Annotated in this window: 11 protein-coding genes and 6 tRNA genes; 14 read left to right on the top strand and 3 right to left on the bottom strand. The window is 60.1% G+C overall.

The window, feature by feature from the left end; genetic code table 11:
- The first annotated feature begins 40 nt into the window (after positions 1–40).
- The 7 genes from VGM20_05590 (at position 41) to VGM20_05620 (ending at position 2,818) form a co-directional block, all read left to right on the top strand.
- Positions 41–113 (top strand) — tRNA-Ala (locus tag VGM20_05590).
- A 74-nt stretch (positions 114–187) separates the two neighbouring features.
- Positions 188–260 (top strand) — tRNA-Gly (locus VGM20_05595).
- A gap of 23 nt (positions 261–283) precedes the next feature.
- Positions 284–357 (top strand) — tRNA-Met (locus VGM20_05600).
- A gap of 53 nt (positions 358–410) precedes the next feature.
- A tRNA-Val gene (locus VGM20_05605) sits at positions 411–484 on the top strand.
- A 61-nt stretch (positions 485–545) separates the two neighbouring features.
- Positions 546–619, top strand: a tRNA-Arg gene (locus VGM20_05610).
- A gap of 121 nt (positions 620–740) precedes the next feature.
- The gene (locus tag VGM20_05615) at positions 741–2,045 is read left to right on the top strand and encodes a DEAD/DEAH box helicase (GenBank protein HEY4100335.1); all 1,305 of its coding nucleotides are present in this window, start codon (positions 741–743) and stop codon (positions 2,043–2,045) included.
- 698 nt (positions 2,046–2,743) lie between these two features.
- Positions 2,744–2,818, top strand: a tRNA-Pro gene (locus VGM20_05620).
- Between the two features lie 122 nt (positions 2,819–2,940).
- On the opposite strand, the gene VGM20_05625 is transcribed toward VGM20_05620, so the two are convergent.
- Positions 2,941–4,086 (bottom strand): site-specific integrase, encoded by a 1,146-nt coding sequence (locus VGM20_05625; GenBank protein HEY4100336.1) that lies wholly within the window; start codon positions 4,084–4,086, stop codon positions 2,941–2,943.
- A gap of 376 nt (positions 4,087–4,462) precedes the next feature.
- A complete protein-coding gene (locus tag VGM20_05630; protein HEY4100337.1) occupies positions 4,463–4,828 on the bottom strand; it encodes a hypothetical protein in 366 nt (121 codons plus the stop codon).
- A gap of 9 nt (positions 4,829–4,837) precedes the next feature.
- Between VGM20_05630 and VGM20_05635 the strand changes: the two genes are divergently transcribed.
- The 7 genes from VGM20_05635 to VGM20_05665 all read left to right on the top strand — a co-directional run bounded on the left by VGM20_05635 (position 4,838) and on the right by VGM20_05665 (position 13,726).
- Positions 4,838–5,197 carry a hypothetical protein gene (locus VGM20_05635; GenBank protein ID HEY4100338.1) on the top strand — a complete coding sequence of 120 codons (360 nt, stop codon included), beginning with the start codon at positions 4,838–4,840 and terminating at the stop codon, positions 5,195–5,197.
- A 280-nt stretch (positions 5,198–5,477) separates the two neighbouring features.
- Complete coding sequence (locus VGM20_05640; protein HEY4100339.1) at positions 5,478–6,257, top strand: hypothetical protein; 780 nt, start codon at positions 5,478–5,480, stop codon at positions 6,255–6,257.
- A gap of 98 nt (positions 6,258–6,355) precedes the next feature.
- Positions 6,356–8,866 carry a hypothetical protein gene (locus VGM20_05645; protein HEY4100340.1) on the top strand — a complete coding sequence of 837 codons (2,511 nt, stop codon included), beginning with the start codon at positions 6,356–6,358 and terminating at the stop codon, positions 8,864–8,866.
- A complete protein-coding gene (locus VGM20_05650; protein ID HEY4100341.1) occupies positions 8,836–9,273 on the top strand; it encodes a hypothetical protein in 438 nt (145 codons plus the stop codon). Before VGM20_05645 ends, VGM20_05650 begins: the two co-directional genes overlap by 31 nt.
- Positions 9,270–11,810 carry an Hsp70 family protein gene (locus tag VGM20_05655; protein HEY4100342.1) on the top strand — a complete coding sequence of 847 codons (2,541 nt, stop codon included), beginning with the start codon at positions 9,270–9,272 and terminating at the stop codon, positions 11,808–11,810. Before VGM20_05650 ends, VGM20_05655 begins: the two co-directional genes overlap by 4 nt.
- A 318-nt stretch (positions 11,811–12,128) precedes the next feature.
- The gene (locus tag VGM20_05660) at positions 12,129–13,349 is read left to right on the top strand and encodes an ATP-binding protein (protein HEY4100343.1); all 1,221 of its coding nucleotides are present in this window, start codon (positions 12,129–12,131) and stop codon (positions 13,347–13,349) included.
- A 113-nt stretch (positions 13,350–13,462) separates the two neighbouring features.
- On the top strand, positions 13,463–13,726 hold the full coding sequence (locus VGM20_05665) for a hypothetical protein (GenBank protein ID HEY4100344.1): 264 nt from the start codon (positions 13,463–13,465) through the stop codon (positions 13,724–13,726).
- A 509-nt stretch (positions 13,727–14,235) separates the two neighbouring features.
- Here VGM20_05665 and VGM20_05670 read toward each other — a convergent pair.
- The gene (locus VGM20_05670) at positions 14,236–15,690 is read right to left on the bottom strand and encodes an AAA family ATPase (protein HEY4100345.1); all 1,455 of its coding nucleotides are present in this window, start codon (positions 15,688–15,690) and stop codon (positions 14,236–14,238) included.
- Between the last annotated feature and the right edge of the window lie 53 nt (positions 15,691–15,743).

Below are 15,743 nucleotides of genomic sequence, written 5' to 3' on the forward strand. Positions count from 1 at the left end.
CTGGACCGGGCCGATTTGTATGCGGTGCAGCAAAGGTAACGGGGGCGTAGCTCAGTTGGGAGAGCGCGTGAATGGCATTCACGAGGTCAGGGGTTCGATCCCCCTCGCCTCCACTTGTCCCGAGCGCAGCGAGGGATCGGCTGGAGTGGCAAAAAGAGGGTCGGGACGATAGTTTCGGCACCTCGATGCGGGAATAGCTCAGTTGGTAGAGCACAACCTTGCCAAGGTTGGGGTCGCGGGTTCGAGTCCCGTTTCCCGCTCTCGTGCAGGATGATTGAATCGTCGCGGGGTGGAGCAGTCTGGTAGCTCGCCGGGCTCATAACCCGGAGGTCGTGGGTTCAAATCCCACCCCCGCCATGGCAGGACACGGGCAGCCGGCCTTCGGGGCCCGTTGCCCGTCTTGTTTGATGGGGCGGTTAGCTCAGTTGGTTAGAGCGCTACGTTGACATCGTAGAGGTCACAAGTTCGAGTCTTGTACCGCCCATCCTGAGCGCGGCAGCGGCATCGCCGCTGCGGAGTCGAAGGATCGCTCACGAGCAGTTCGCGGGTCCATAGCTCAACTGGATAGAGCATCTGACTACGGATCAGAAGGTTGGGGGTTCGACTCCCTCTGGGCCCATTCACGAGGTGCGAAGGTCGCCGACCTTCGCACCTGTTTCTTTTTCGGCGCATTAGAGTCCTGTCCATCCTCAACCCCGGAATCCCCGCTGACGTTCACGTCGCTCAAGCTCCACCCAGCCTTGCAGAAGAGCCTCAAGGAACTCGGATTCACCCGCCCCACGCCGGTGCAGGCGGAGGCGATCCCGCCGGCCGTCGAAGGGCGCGACGTCCTGGCGTGCGCCATGACGGGCAGCGGCAAGACTGCCGCGTTTCTCCTTCCGATTCTCAACCGGCTGATCGACCAGCCGCGCCGCACCACGCGCGCGCTGATCCTCACGCCGACGCGTGAGCTCGCGGCACAGATCCTCGAGGATTGCAACGCGCTGGCGATTCATACGCCGGTGACAGCGGCCGCGATCTATGGTGGCGTCGGAATGGGACCGCAGGAACACGCGTTCCGGAGCGGCGTCGACGTGCTGGTCGCGACACCCGGGCGGCTGCTCGATCATTTCAAGTTCTCGTATGCGCGGCTGACGGGAGTCGAGGTGCTGGTACTCGACGAAGCTGATCGCATGCTCGACATGGGATTCCTCCCCGACATCAAGCGCGTCCTCCGTCACGTGCCGGCCAAGCGTCAGACGCTCTTCTTCTCCGCCACGATGCCACCGCCGATTGCCGCGTTGACGCGCGACATGCTTCGCGATCCGGTGTTGATCCGCTTGCAACGAGAGGCGGCTCCCGCGGTCGGGATCACCCAGGCGGTGTATCCCGTGCCGCAGGATCTCAAGGTCGGTCTGCTCATCGCGCTGCTGCAACGCGGCGAAATCGACGACGCGCTGGTGTTCACCCGCACCAAGCACCGTGCCGACCGGTTGGCCAAGTATCTGAGCGCGGCCGGGATCCCGGTCGACCGGATTCACGGCAATCGCTCGCAGTCGCAGCGCACCGCCGCCCTCCGTGCGTTCAAGAGCGGCCGGGTTCGCGTGCTCGTGGCGACCGATATCGTGGCGCGGGGTATCGACATCACCGAGCTCGGCCATGTCGTCAACTTCGACGTCCCCGCGGTGCCGGAGGATTACATCCACCGGGTGGGCCGGACGGCGCGCGCCGCCGCGACGGGTGATGCATTCACTTTCGTGTCGCCTGCCGAAGAAGAGGATCTGCGGGGGATCGAGCGCGCGCTGGGCAAGAGACTGCCGCGCGTGACGGTGCCGGATTTTGACTACACTGCCCGCGGAGAGGTGCCGCCGCCGGCGCCGAGACCGCAGGCGCGGCGATCAGGTCAAGCGAAACGCCGGCCACCGGAAGGGGCGCACGGAAAGACGCCAGCGGCCAAGCCGGTGGCAGGGCCCGGGGCGGGGGCGGGGGCGGGGGCGCGCCCCGCGCGCGATCCGAATTCGTCGCGCAGCAACCGGCGGCGGCGTTGGCGCGGGAAGCAGGATTGAAGAGGCGTCGGAAAATCGGCTGACGGCGAAAAACATTGCGTCCGCCGGAGATGACATCGCTTCCGGCGCCTTGGACCATCCTTTCCCCGTCGAGAAATCGCTTTCCCGGCCGATGATATCACTTCACCAGAAAATAGATTGCGTCAGTTCGCGATGACATCGCTTCCCGGCGCGAGGACCGTATTTCAGGCGGGATAAACTCTGTTTTACCCGGAAGGAATTCCGCTTCACCCCAGCAAGAAATCACTTTCCGGTGCCATGACGCCGCTTCCGGCGCTCACGACCTCGTTTCCGCGGCCGCGACGTTACATCACCGGATTGGAATCGTCTTTCCCGGTGAAGTATCGAACCCTGGCGCCAATTCACCGAGCTTCAGCAAGCGAATCGCTCTCTTCGGGAAATGATACGCTACTTCGGAAGTCGAGTACGGTTCTTCCGAAGTCGAAGACGAAGCTTCCCAGGAATGAGATCGAGCTTTTGCCGAACGATATCGAGCTTCAGCGGCGGGATACTGCATCGGGATTGGATGGCGCAGTGCTACCAGTGGGGGGACGCGCCGACTATGTTCGCCGACGTGTCTGGCGGGCGGAGTTTGCGAGGAGGGCGTGGTTGGGAGCGGGCGGCGGTATCGATCGCTTCGAGATATGGCCCTTTTCCCGAATTGAAGTGTCGTGTAAGTTGTTCCGCCGCATGAGTTTCGGGGCGTAGCGCAGCCCGGTTAGCGCGCCTGCTTCGGGAGCAGGAGGTCCGGGGTTCAAATCCCCGCGCCCCGATGAGTTTGCAAATGATTGCCCTGCTTCGGTCTACACGACTTTGCGGGGTTTTCGTTTTCGGGGGTTTTCCTGCGTTGGTGTCCGTTCCGGTGTCCGTTGCGAAAAACACGGTGTCCGTTTGCTCAACTTTCCAGCACTCTTCTCGCTGCTTGCGCAGCGCGCATCGCCTCTTCGCTTGGGCGCTGGTAGCACTTCACCACCGTCATCGGGTCCTTCCATCCTCCCAAATCGCAGAGGTCTCGCAGTCCCACATGGCGAAGTTCTGATGCAAAGTTGCGTCTGAACGCATGCCATCCCCTTCCCTTCACCACCGACAACTTCGCGAGCAGCTGCGCCTTCTGCATCCAATCGCGTGCAAGGTCGGTACCAACCTGCCTTGCTGTTGCCTTTACTCCGGGAAGGACGGGAGTATCTCCGATGCCTGGCGCTTGTCGCCGAGCATTTTCGAAGGCACATCGTGCAGTATCTGTCATCGGCGTCACATGTTCGTTGCCGATTTTATCCGCTTCCTCTCGCCACGTAATGCGTCCCGTAGCGAAATCGATGTCCCGCCACTGAAGTGAAAGAATCGCGTTGAGCCGATGCCCCGTCTCATGCGCAAGTACGAGCAAGCAGCCGAACTGCCATGGAAAGGAGTCGGCGGTGGCGAGCAACGCGCGGTACTGTGGTTCGGTGAACACCGGACGATGCGGTGTGCCATCATCGGTGATCTTGAGCGTTGCCAGCGGATTCCGTTCAAGGAACCCTGCGGTCACTCCCCACGTCAGAATCCCCTTAAGGAGCCGGAGATCGTAGGCAATAGTGCGCCGCTTGAGCGGGAAGTGCTTGCCGCGGTCCGCCTTCTTGCGAGGTCTGAGGTCGCCGAGGCGGCGCCTCTCGACTTCGAATCGTGCAACATCTCGCGCGGTGAGTTCGTACGCAAAACGCTGTTTCCCGAGGATGCCCCGGAAGAGCGCGATAGACGCCTTGTCGTGTCCCTGGGTTGATAGTGCTTTGGTTGGCGTAACGGTCCGTTCGTAGTTGTCAAAGAGCGTGTCGAGCGTGACGTCTTCCGGGCGGTCGGGGAGTCGCAACGTTGCCGCGAGTTCATCGGCTTGCTGCTTGGCCCGTGCGCGGTCGGAGTGTCCCAACGATTCGCGAACCTTCCGACCGTCCCGCCTATACTCGGCGAACAACCTTCCGGAGTGGTGTACAAAGATCCGGACCCTGTTCGCTCCCTTCTCGCCGCTGATGTATTTCCAGCGGGCCTGCGTGGTAGCGCGTGGCATTATTTGCCTCCATCTGGCGTCAGGTGTGACGCCCGCGCTGTCTGCCGAGCAGGTCGAACATGCAGGGGGCGGCCGGGAAGCCGCAACGGCTTCCGGGGTAGGTCGGCTGCCCGGACCTTGGGAGCATTCTTCCGCCCCCGGTTGACCAGCCGACCCGTCCGCAGCATTCGCCCGATGGAATCGGGGCTGTAGCCGCTCCGGAGGGCCGCCTGGGTGAGGTTCAGGAGCTCGGTCCCCTCATCCCGGGCGACCGAGTCTAGGTCGGCCAACAGCTCGTCTAGAATAGGGCCGACCGGGGCGCTGAAGCCGCGCCGGGACCACTCGTCCCGAAGCCCGACCCACTTGGCGTTGAAGTCGTGACGCGTCACCGCTCGGCCTATTCGTCCCATTCGCGGAGAATGTCATCGACAATTGCGACGGCATCGTCTCGCGTCGACTCCGGATCGATTTCGTTTCGAAGCGCGTCCTTCACCTCTCGCGCAACGTCTCGGCGATCCCATTCGTCCCAGAGTTGGGTCTCGCGTTCCGCGTGTGAGAGCCCGTACTGAATCACTTCCTTGCGGCGCTGGCGGTTCTTCGCTTCTTCGCGTTCGTCGGCCGCATGCCGGGCAGTCCGTTCCCGCTCGTCGCACCACGGTTGCAGGATCTTGTCGACGCGTACCTTGATGTATTGGTACGCATGCGCTGACGCCGAACGCGGGAATTGCGTCGCGGTAACGTAGGAGGCGAGATCGCGCGTCACCTCGGCGCGGTGCTCCACAGGCGCGCCAGCAAGAGCCGCCACCATATCCCCGTACTGCCTCAGCCCGGACAATCGTCGCTCGTCGTCAGCTTGGGCGCGTACCTGTTCGTCTCGCTCTCGCGAGGCGCGCTCTGCGGCCCGCGCTTGGGCATCGCGCCGTTCAGCTACCTCTCGCACGCGCCGATCGATCTCGTCGCGCTGAATCGCGATCTTGCGGACTTGAAGGTCCGCCCGCGCCTGATGGACGGAATCTTCCCACGGTTTGGATGGGGCCGACGACGGGCTGAGCGGTTCGTCTTCGGTGACGTAGTCAAACTCTGGCATCTCGTCGCTATCCGGCGGATCATCGCTCTGCCCGTTCGCCCGTGAACTCTCGTGAGCTCGTTCTGACCGAAGCTCCTCGATCTCACGTTCGTCGTACCGGCGCTCGCCGCCCGGTGTCCGTACCGGGTGGACGAGGCCCCGCGCCTCCCACCGCCGGAGCGTCGCCTGCGCTACGCCCAGTCTGATCGCAGCTTCGTTGATTCGCAGCATCGCGCCTTCCTTGGCCCAGCTAACTGTGTCCAGACATGTCTAACGGCCGGGTCCCGTCGGCAGACTTGTCTATGCATACCTTGACCACAAAAGAGAATTGGCATTTATTCACTATATGGCAATACCCACTCATTCTGATCTGAGCGGCAAGGTCAACGCACTGATCGAGCGATTCTTCGGAGGTAATCGGAGCGCCGCCGCGAGGACCTGGCGGGTGCCGCAGCCGACGGTGCAGCGCCTTGCGGTGGGCGACACCGAGACGGTTCGGGCGTCGACACTCATGAAGATCGCCGCGACACACGAAACCTCCGTTGACTGGCTATTGAACGGGCGGGGACCGGATCCTCTGGCTACTGACCCGCTGCCCTTCGTCGAATACACGGACCTCGAACAGATCGTCGACAGTTTGGGGCTATCTGCGGTGACGCGCCGGTACGTCCTCGACCTGCCGAAAACGATCTCCACCGCCCATTCAATTCTTTGCGACTGGGGAACAGTCGGACCGGACGCCCCGCCCTCACAACCGGACGACGTCGTTCAGGTGGCGCGAGATGCGAAATACAAGGCATCAGCGCTTCAGTATGTGAGTTGGGCCTATTTGTTCGATGGGATGATCAAAGCGTACGGGCGGGAGCGTGTTCGGGAGAAATTGGAGAGCGAAGTTCGAAGAATCAGACTAGGGTTTCATCCAGTTCCGCTGGAACTGATGTGGATGAAAGAGGCGGCTCCAATTCTGGATGCACTCGACGCGCGACTCGCTCTGTACGGTGGCGGGCCCGTGGGGGTGGCGATGTATGACGATCCGCCGATCCTCGCGCTGAACTCGATTCCACCGGAATCGTCGAAGCCAAAGCGAGGACGTCCAGCGAAAGTCCACCGGTCAATGAGGGGCTAATGGATCTTAAGGAGATCACGTGGCAACGGCGGCGCCCCGCATTCGCCATGAATGGCCGCACAGCCCTATTGCTAGTCTCGATCGCAATATTTGGACGGGTGAACGGCATCGACGCGCAAGAAGTTCGGTATGAGGGCTCTGTCACGAATCATGGGTTCGCTTCACAACCAAACCAGAAGGGGCTCATCGGCACGCTCCAATGGAGCGGTAGCGTCGCAGATTCCAATAGCGGGGTGTTGAGAATTGGCGCCCCGCTCAGCGGGTCAGGAGCCGCAGCGTATTGGACGTGGGACGACACCGTCGTGCTCGGGTCGATCAGCCCCACAGGTGATACCATCTTTTGGCTCGGACGGATCCGCGGCGACACGCTGGAAGGCGAATACGCAATTGCGGGAGGCAGCGCCCTGGGTCAGGGCGGTACTTGGCGAATGGCACGTACTGCCGGTCCCCCATTCTCAGAGACACCCGATACAGATCGGATTGACCTTACGACGCTTGTGAGGATGACGGCTCCGTTCCGTAGCTTTGCCGATGATGTAAATTCGATTGGTCAGCCGCCGAGTGCAGTGGACCATTCGGGTGCCTCGGATTCGGCAACCATTCCGGCAGTGACCGATTCACCGAACTCGCAAACCACTCCACCTGAACGCAATCTGAATCGCATCATTCCGATTCTGGTACTCGTTGGAGTCATTGTACTCGCGCTAACATGGTTTTTTCGGCGGGCGGAGCCCATCGCAAAGAGACGCGCCCGGGCCCAGGCGAGACCGGGCAGCGTAACGGTGTCCAGCAAATCAACGGGGACTAGAACTGTGCCAGCCGAAGCCCGCTGGCAAGTCACGGGTGATCTGGACGAACCCGCCAAGAACAGAGTCAGCACCGCGGCGGTTGCGTGGTTAGGTCGCAATGCCTTTCGCACTTTGGGTCTGCCGGGCGATGCCACAATGAGCGCCATTTACGACGCGGATCAGGCGGCAAGGAGATCCGTTCGACTCGGGACCCGGAGGCGAACGGTGTGGGATCTGGACTTCATCAGCGAACCGAATCGCTCTGATGCGACACTTCGCGATGCGGTCGGCCGCCTCGCTAACCCGCTGGATCGTGTGCGCGAAAGGTTGTTCTGGGTGCATCAGTGCCCGGATATCGCACGAGCGTCCGCCCACGCTCTAGACCAACTCGCATCCCTTTCATCCGGTGTGTTTGGACCCCACGACTCTGCATTCTTCACACTGTTGCACGTGTGCGTGCACGATCCGCTCATGTTGGATGAACCTCGGTGGCTTGGAGCCATCGCCGCGTGGACTCGTGCGCTAGAAGGAGACGGCTATTGGGCCGCGGTCGTTGCCCTGGAGGCGACCGGCGGGTTTTCCTCTCCGGCAGCAGAAACGGACATCACGCTTCTCCGTCGGGAAGCGTTCCGGGGGGTCGCCGACGTACTCGCTTCAATCGCCCGTACCGCCATAGCTGTTGAATCATTGCCCCTCGCTAGCCGAGCTCTCCGGATCTTGACCCAGTCGGCATTGCCAGGACGACCAGAGGTTGAGCTGCTCGCCGACATATTGAACCCTCTGCTTCGGGCGCTCGAAACACTTTGCGAAGAGATTGCCACAGACTGTGCCAAGGAGGTCGTCCGTCTCAATGATGCCAGCGTCATTGCCAGCAATGTCGCAGCCTGTTCAGTCGGACTAGCGCGCTTTGACTCCCGAATCCCCAACCGGTTGGATGATATCATCGCTCTGGGCGGCTTGGACAGCGCCGTCGGAAGAGCTGCGCGCGAGGCCGCAGCCATTTGCTTGCGACGACTCGCGACCGACTTCACATGGGGTAACGAGTTCGCTACCGCGGGCGACCTATTGAACCGGGCGACAGAAGTGGCACGTGGATTGGCTATCTCGGCTCAAATCGAGACAGAGCGAACCAAGGTTCAAGCGACGGCCGCGCACTTCTATGCGCCGATAGCGACGATTGATATCAATGGCACTCCGCTGATCGTGCATCGCGACAAGATCACGTTCGGTAATCAGTCGATAGTCCCGCACAATGTTCGCCATATCAAGCTCGGTATCTTCAAGAGGTACACAAATGGGCTGAGGACCAGTCAGTCCTATTGCGTTTGGTTGTCCGACGGATCCAAGACAATGACCATTGAATGCGCGGCCGGTTGGCTCGTGCCCGGTTCCGTAATCGAGACCCGTTGGAAAGCGACCGTCGGCGCAATCTGGACTGCCGTAGTGGCGCGGATGCTCGACCAGTGCATCAATCAGCTGCGGAGCGGCGATGGCTTTGAAATCGGCAACCTACGATTCGACAAACGCGGCGTTCATCGCGTCGGCGAGTATTCACCGGTTCACATGGCTCTTTTGCGGGCGAGACGCCGCGCGTTCGGCGGTGCGAGCGCCGAAGAGCGGCAAAGGTCCGCATTTCATGCAGAATGGAAAGCGGTGTCATTCCGCACCGCCGGCGGCTCGGTCACAGTGTTCAACGCGAAAAAGGTATTGGCGAGATTTGTGCTTCGCGAGACCTGGAATGCGGTGCTAATCGAACCATTGCTATCGCATCTATTCGAAGAGGGGCGGCTGTGGGCCGTAATCCAAGAAAAAAGCACCTGAAATCCGCCAAGGCGCGGAAAACGATTGCACAGCCGCCGAAACTGACGGCTCTCGATGGGGACTCTGGCAACGTCTCGATCTCCTTGGAAGCCCTCGGTGAGCTTGGAGTCGAATGGTGGCGGCTCGATCGGTGGGCGCTCGACGTACCCGACGATCGTTTGGTCGCGAGGCATGTCGCTCGCCGTTTATCGCGAGTGCTACAAGCAATCGGCGTCGAAGTGGTCGATCTCACTGGAAAACCCTATGACGCGGGAATGGCCGTCGAGGTGCTGGAAACGATCAGCGACCCGACTAAGTCGGCAGTCGGCGACGCGGTGGGTGAAACCGTTGCGCCTTTGGTATCGTTGTCGGGCCGAATAATACGCCACGGACAAGTCGTGGTGCACAGGGGGATGAACCAACGATGACAACGCATCTTCAGTATGGCATCGACCTCGGCACCACAAACTCGTGTGTCGCACGAGCTACTGGGCTGGACCTGCGGGTTTATCAAAACAACGACCAGATGAACGTAACGCCCTCCGTCGTTCGCGTTCTTAAGACAGGTCGCGTCATCACGGGTAAGCGCGCGTACAACGCGATCGCGGACGACGCGGCTAACATCGCTCGTGAATTCAAGAGATGGATGGGGCAGAAAGCGGGTAAGGACTTTCCGTCCACCGGACGGTCGATGTCTGCTGAAGAGCTTTCTGCCGAAATAATCAAATCACTTCGGGATGATGTTGCACGCGCCGAGGGCGAGTCACCAACTGCCAGCGTAGTAACAGTCCCGGCTGCGTTCGGAGCCTTGCAATGCGAGGCCACGGCCCGCGCTTGTAACCTGGGTGGGCTAGTTCAGGCACCCCTCCTCCAAGAACCTCTCGCGGCAGCAATCGCCTACGGCATTGCTCCGGGCGCGCGAGATCAACGCTGGCTCGTCTTCGACTTCGGCGGTGGCACCTTGGACGTGGCAGTTGTTTCCACAAAAGACGGCCGTTTGAGCGTACTCGAACATCGAGGGAACAACTTACTGGGTGGGAAAGACATCGACCGCGCGATCGTCGAGCACGTCTTGCTCCCCGCCGTCAAAGCAAGTTTCCGGCTGCCCGATCCGGCCGAAGACCCCGCCCGCTTCGCTCGACTCATGCAACACCTGCTTGTTAGCGCGGAAGAGGCTAAAATCGACCTGTCGTCAACCGAATCTGTCGTCGTGAGTTTGATTGATTTGGGGCTGGATGCCGACGGGCGTGCGATTGAATTGGAGCTTTCCGTTAGCCGGTCGGAATTGGAGCGAACAATGGAGCCGATTCTCGACCGGGCGATTCGACTGGCGGAGGAGGCTTTGACCGGTGCTCGTACTGCTTCCGACGACCTGGATCGAGTCCTACTCGTGGGCGGCCCGACGCAGAGTCCGCACGTGCGCGATACAATCGCTTCGCGGCTGAAAGCTAGAGTCGACCTTTCCGTGGATCCAATGACCGCTGTTGCGAGAGGTGCTGCACTCTATGCGGCGACTATTGAGCGGGAATACCATCCACCGCTGTCCGCTACCAGGGTAACCGCTGAAGCAACTAGACAACGCATAGTTCTTGCCTACGACGCAGTCAGTGCAACACTGTCGCCCATAATTGCTGGAAGACTCGACGGCGGCGCCGGACGGGTAAGTGAACTCCGCCTGGAAACGGATGGTGGGTTCTGGACGAGCGGCTGGCTCTCTCTTCTAGATGGTACATTCGAAACACAACCGATGTTACAAGAAGGAAAGGCATCTCGCATTTTCATCTATGGTCGCGACGCAACGGGCACCCTTGTCGACGTCGAACCGGATGAACTGTCTATTCGTCACGGCCTGGTGGTAGCGTCTCCACCTCTGCCGCACACGCTTAGCGTCGAGGTCATGCGAGCCAACGGCAAAATGGAGCTCGATCCAATCTTCAAGCGTGGCACGTCACTCCCTGCTGAGCGAAGCGTGCGGTATCGGGCTGACAGGTCCGCTAAGCCAGGGCTTGCTGAGACATCCCTAGCAATCAAGCTCTGGGAAGGAGAGGCCTTTAGCAATCCATCAGATAACGATTGGGTCGGCCACGTGACAATTGAGGCGACGGAGATCAGCCGCACGATTCCTGAAGGATCAGAGATCGAGATCACAATTCGCATCGACGCATCCCGAATTATCACCATCGAAGCTTTCGTGCCAATCTTGAATCAGCATTTCGCCGATCGGCTGTTTGTCCCGAAGGAGCAGGAGAAGGACTACGACGAAATCGCGTCGACGATGCCTTCCGAGATTGAGGATTATAGGGCACGACTCACGAACATCAGGTCAGCGATGGATGGGATCGCGGGATCAGGCGACAAGCATTCGGAAGAAGTCGGTCGCGTTCAGGCCGAACTCGAAGACTTGACCGCGCAGTCGAAACAATATTCCGGTCTAGGGAGCGAGGACCCCGACCAAGCGAAGCGCCTCGCGGAAGGAGCGCGCAATGTGCGCGCGCGCCTGTCCAACTTGGAAGGTGCCGTCGGAGGCGTCGGTCGGGCATCCTCCTTGATCGAAGCAGTTCGGGCAACGCGCGAGAGTACACGCGAAGTCGTGGAGCGCTTTGGAGACGCCATCGAAAAGAAGGAATTGATGTTGCTGGAAGGTCAGCTCGGACCTAGGTCAGGAGCAGGGTCCGACGAGCAGTTGGAGAAGCTGCTCAGCGCGCTGAAATCGTTACGGTGGCGTGTTCTGGCTGCGCAGGACTGGTGGTGGCGCGAGTTGTTCGATTCGCTCAAGGCACCGGAAAGGGGATTGGAACGCCATCCGGGAGCGGTAGAACTCTTCTCGGAAGGTGACGCTGCCGTACGCAAAAGCGATGGGACGCGGCTGCGGCACGTGGTGAACGAGCTATGGAAACTGCTGCCGAAGGATCAATTGCAGAAGGATCAGGAGCGCGTCATTCGCTCGGGGCTTCGGAGGTACTAGATGAGCACATCCAAACGCCCGAGCCTCCCGTCCGGCCATCCAGTAGACGGGGGTTCACGAATCGAGAAGCCACTACATGTCGACGGCGTCATAGAGGTCTACAGTCTGGCCGGAGATTCCGCGAGAGTCTTCGTGCATGTTCCAGGCGCCAGTGAAAACCCCTCTGCCGTTGGCGTTCGGCTAGCATCATGGTGGGACGCGTTGGGCAATATGCTCGCTACGGTCACGACGGTCCCCGGCTCGCAGCGAGGTTTTGACGCAGTTGTTGAGGTGACAGGCCGCTGGCTTGGTTCGAGGGGGAGCCAGAATGGGCATCCCATGGCGGAGCCTGAGTTACTGGAACTGCTCAGCGACCTCTCCTCGGTATCCGCAATCTCGATGGCGTGCGGCGGCGAGCCGCTGCTTATGCCGTCGCTGCTCTGGTGGCCGCGGCCCAATGGGGCGCGTGCGCTTCCGATTTACCTTGCCCCGAATCTGCCTGATGAGGCTCGGCTGGTGAGAGAGGCCGGCCGGCTTGTCTACGAGTTGGCATCCGGCATCGCGTTGGCTGACGTGAATGGACCCGCGCCACTCATATCGAAGTGGGTCAGGTCGATCAGCCCGGCGTTTGCCGAACTGCTCCGGCGTTGCCTGTCGGACGGACCCGATCGTATTAGCACATTGGCCGAGCTGGACCACTACTCAGCGAATGGACCGAGCGCCAAGCCTCCTCCAATCGCCGGTCCGGGCCTCGCAGTGAGCGAACGCGCGGGAAAGGGGCTTTCTGCCGTCGCCGGGATGCATGATCTGAAATCGCTACTCGAGAGGGAGGTCGTCGGACCCATCCGCGATCCAGAGCCGTACAGGCGATATGGCTTAGGCACTCCAAACGGAGTGCTCCTCTACGGACCGCCTGGGTGCGGCAAGACATGGATCGCGCGGAAGCTCGCCGAAGAAGTCGGCCACTTCTATGTCGAGATCATTCCGTCCGAGATTGCCAGCCCGTACATCCACGACAGCGTGCTTCGTATCCGTCGGCTATTTGATACAGCAGCCGAAAATGCTCCGGCGATAGTCTTCATCGACGAATTTGAGGCGTTGGCGCCGTCGCGTGCCGATCTTGGCGGTCATCAACAATACAAGAGCGAAGAAGTCAATGAATTCCTCGTGCATTTGAATGCTTGCTCAGACAAACATGTGTTCGTAATTGCGGCCACTAATGAGCCACAGAAAATTGACCCGGCAATTCGGCGCACTGGCAGACTCGACAAAATTATCTACGTCGGCCCGCCTGACCAGGAGGCGCGCATCGAAATGCTGCGCATGCATCTTGCCAAGCGCCCCGTCGCCCCAGACCTCGATTTTGAGGGAATCGCATCGAGACTGGAAGGCTACTCTGCGAGCGACATACGATTCCTTGTCGATGAGGCTGCGCGCGGCGCCCTAGGATCGAAGAGCGATATCACCAATGATATTCTGATCGCGGCCCAAGGCCGAGTCCCCGCCTCGGTAAGGCCCGAGGATGAACTGCGCTTCCGGGATATCATGGGACGGGGTTGACCTATCGACCGCAGACCCGCCTGGCTCCTAGTCCCTCGGTCCAAGGCAGCGCCCTAACAAAGCACCTCCAACGGCCGTATAATCTCCGCTCGCCTCGCATCGCCGGAGCCGTTATGGAATTGCTTGTCGTCTGTGCGTTGATAGGACTCTTGCCTGCTGCGATTGCCAAGAGCAAGGGACACAGCTTCGCGCTCTGGTGGATTTACGGCGCGGCACTCTTCATTATTGCGCTACCGCATGCTCTGATCATGAAGCCTAGCAAGACAGGATTGGAAGCCGAAGCTATCGCGGCAGGCAAGAAGAAGTGCCCATACTGCGCCGAAATGATTCAACAAGAGGCGAAGGTTTGTCGGTATTGCGGAAAAGACGTCGCCTAGTGTCAACACCCCAGAGACGTATCATCGGCGCACTTGCGGTGTTGGCACTCGGAACCTTGTTCTACGCTCTTTGCGGAATTTATACGATTCAACCAATCGGTGCCCTGCCGGAGGGCAAGACGTTGCTCGTGTGGCGGCAATCTGGCTCGCCCTTCTTTGATTCACCTGACGGCACATGCTTACGGCGCACCGGGAGCGTTTCGATTTTATGCCGACTCATAGCACTGAAAGCCGCACCCGTCGACCACATTATCATGCGCTTTGCCTACAGCCGATGGGCGTACATGCAGAGTACCGATGGCGCGACATTCGACCGCTAGGCCGCTCGCACGTCGCCGTGCGCACGCAGATCGATTCGACGCCGCTCCCAATTCGCCGGCGAGTGAGGCGCCGCCCCAAGCGTTCAATTCCAGCGTCGCGCTGAAAGCTGTACCAGATTTGGAGAGAGGAGTCGTGATACCACTCCCTGTTGCATTCGAGATTGTTCTCGCGGGTTTGCTTGCAGCCTGTTAGCCAGGACGAGACTCGCCCCACAGCGCGTCGAGGACCCCCGCACCCAGCCAACGGGCGAGCTCGCCAGTTGGTCGTTGCTTGCCGATAGCCGCACCAACACGCTGCGTCCAGTGTACCCCCTTGGGATCCAGAATCTTGCTAATCTCTGAAATCACGACCTTCACATCGTCCGATACTCTATCCCATGACCGTACCGCCGCTAAGCGGCTAGCCTTATCTCCAAATTGGTTCGCAGCAGCTTCGATCCTCGAGCATCCGGCATCCCAGGTCAGTCCCGGCTCCAACGACGCGAGAACGTCGGTAGTTAGGTAGAGGTTCTCAGCCTCACGACACTCCGTGCGCAAAAACCGCACATGCCTCTGTTGTGGATTGTCTCCCACCGGAAGCGGTTGATCGCCATCGAGGAGAGCGAATCCTGCCGGCATAGCAGCGTCGTCCCTCAGGCTAGCGAACACCCGTTCGAGACTAACCTGGTATTGTCGAATTTTTTGGCCTTCGCACGGAACCACCGCGAATGACGTTATGTGGTGACGTGGCACTTGACTCCAAATCCGGTAGTCATCGTCGCCCTCCACAAGCAATAGCGGAACTCCGAAGAGCGGGCCCATGAGCGCGTGGCCGCCCAAAACGGAAGCAAGCTCCCGAAGAGCTTCTGAGAACGGCACCGCGTGCAACTCGGTCTTCGTGCGATCCATGTAGATCTGTGACGTGTTCTCTTTCCCGAATTGCCCAATCGCCGCCAACAGCGTCGTGCTGTGCGTCGCGACCACAAACTGCAACTCAAAACGATCGCCTACCTGTACTAAGAAATCGGCAAAACGGACCTGAAGATCCGGGTGGATATGTGCATCTGGCTCGTCAACAAGTACGACTCGTGGCACTCCCGCTTGAAGCTCCCAAATCGCCGCAATTGTGAGAATGTCGATTCCAATGCTTAAGAGCTGAGCTTCGCCGCTGCTCAATTGATCCACATTCTTAATCTCTTGACCGTCGCTGGCGCGACTAAGGCGATATGGCGGCACGGCGCTTCGAAGCTTGACGTCGAAGTCAGGCAACAACATGGAAAGAAAGCGCTCAAGCTCATCTGGCGCGGGAGTCCCAACTGCACCTGCTCGCCCTGCTCCCCGCTCCATGAAATACGCTTGCACTCTCGCGAGCGTGTGGCTGCGGTATTCTGGTGTAAAGTTCCTTTGTGACTGCTGACTGCGTTCCTCAGCGCTCAATTGAGGCTTCAGAAAATTCGCGTTGTAGTTGAATTCGCCTGTGCGTTCTGGAACGACATAGTGTGTACCGATTCGGTTGTGGTCCCGCCAAGAACGGAGCAAGAGGCTCTTCCCGCTGCCATTCTTGCCGAAAAGTACCGTCAATGCGGTGAGATCAGCGAGCTGCCATGCCCCGCCGCCGAGAACGGCAGCTCGTGGAACGCTCGATTGCTGGGTGTAGACCTTCATTCCAGCCTCCCCGGCCGAGAAAGCCACAGCTGCCAGATAGACGGGCAACGCAT

It is taken from the genome of Gemmatimonadales bacterium (assembly GCA_036500345.1).
Classification (GTDB): domain Bacteria; phylum Gemmatimonadota; class Gemmatimonadetes; order Gemmatimonadales; family GWC2-71-9; genus Palsa-1233.

Coding starts and splice junctions, on each gene's coding strand:
- VGM20_05625 (HEY4100336.1), bottom strand. CDS start 4,086: ATGCCACGCGCTACCACGCAGGCCCGCTGGAAATACATCAGCGGCGAG.
- VGM20_05640 (HEY4100339.1), top strand. CDS start 5,478: ATGGCAATACCCACTCATTCTGATCTGAGCGGCAAGGTCAACGCACTG.
- VGM20_05655 (HEY4100342.1), top strand. CDS start 9,270: ATGACAACGCATCTTCAGTATGGCATCGACCTCGGCACCACAAACTCG.
- VGM20_05660 (HEY4100343.1), top strand. CDS start 12,129: ATGGCGGAGCCTGAGTTACTGGAACTGCTCAGCGACCTCTCCTCGGTA.
- VGM20_05665 (HEY4100344.1), top strand. CDS start 13,463: ATGGAATTGCTTGTCGTCTGTGCGTTGATAGGACTCTTGCCTGCTGCG.
- VGM20_05670 (HEY4100345.1), bottom strand. CDS start 15,690: ATGAAGGTCTACACCCAGCAATCGAGCGTTCCACGAGCTGCCGTTCTC.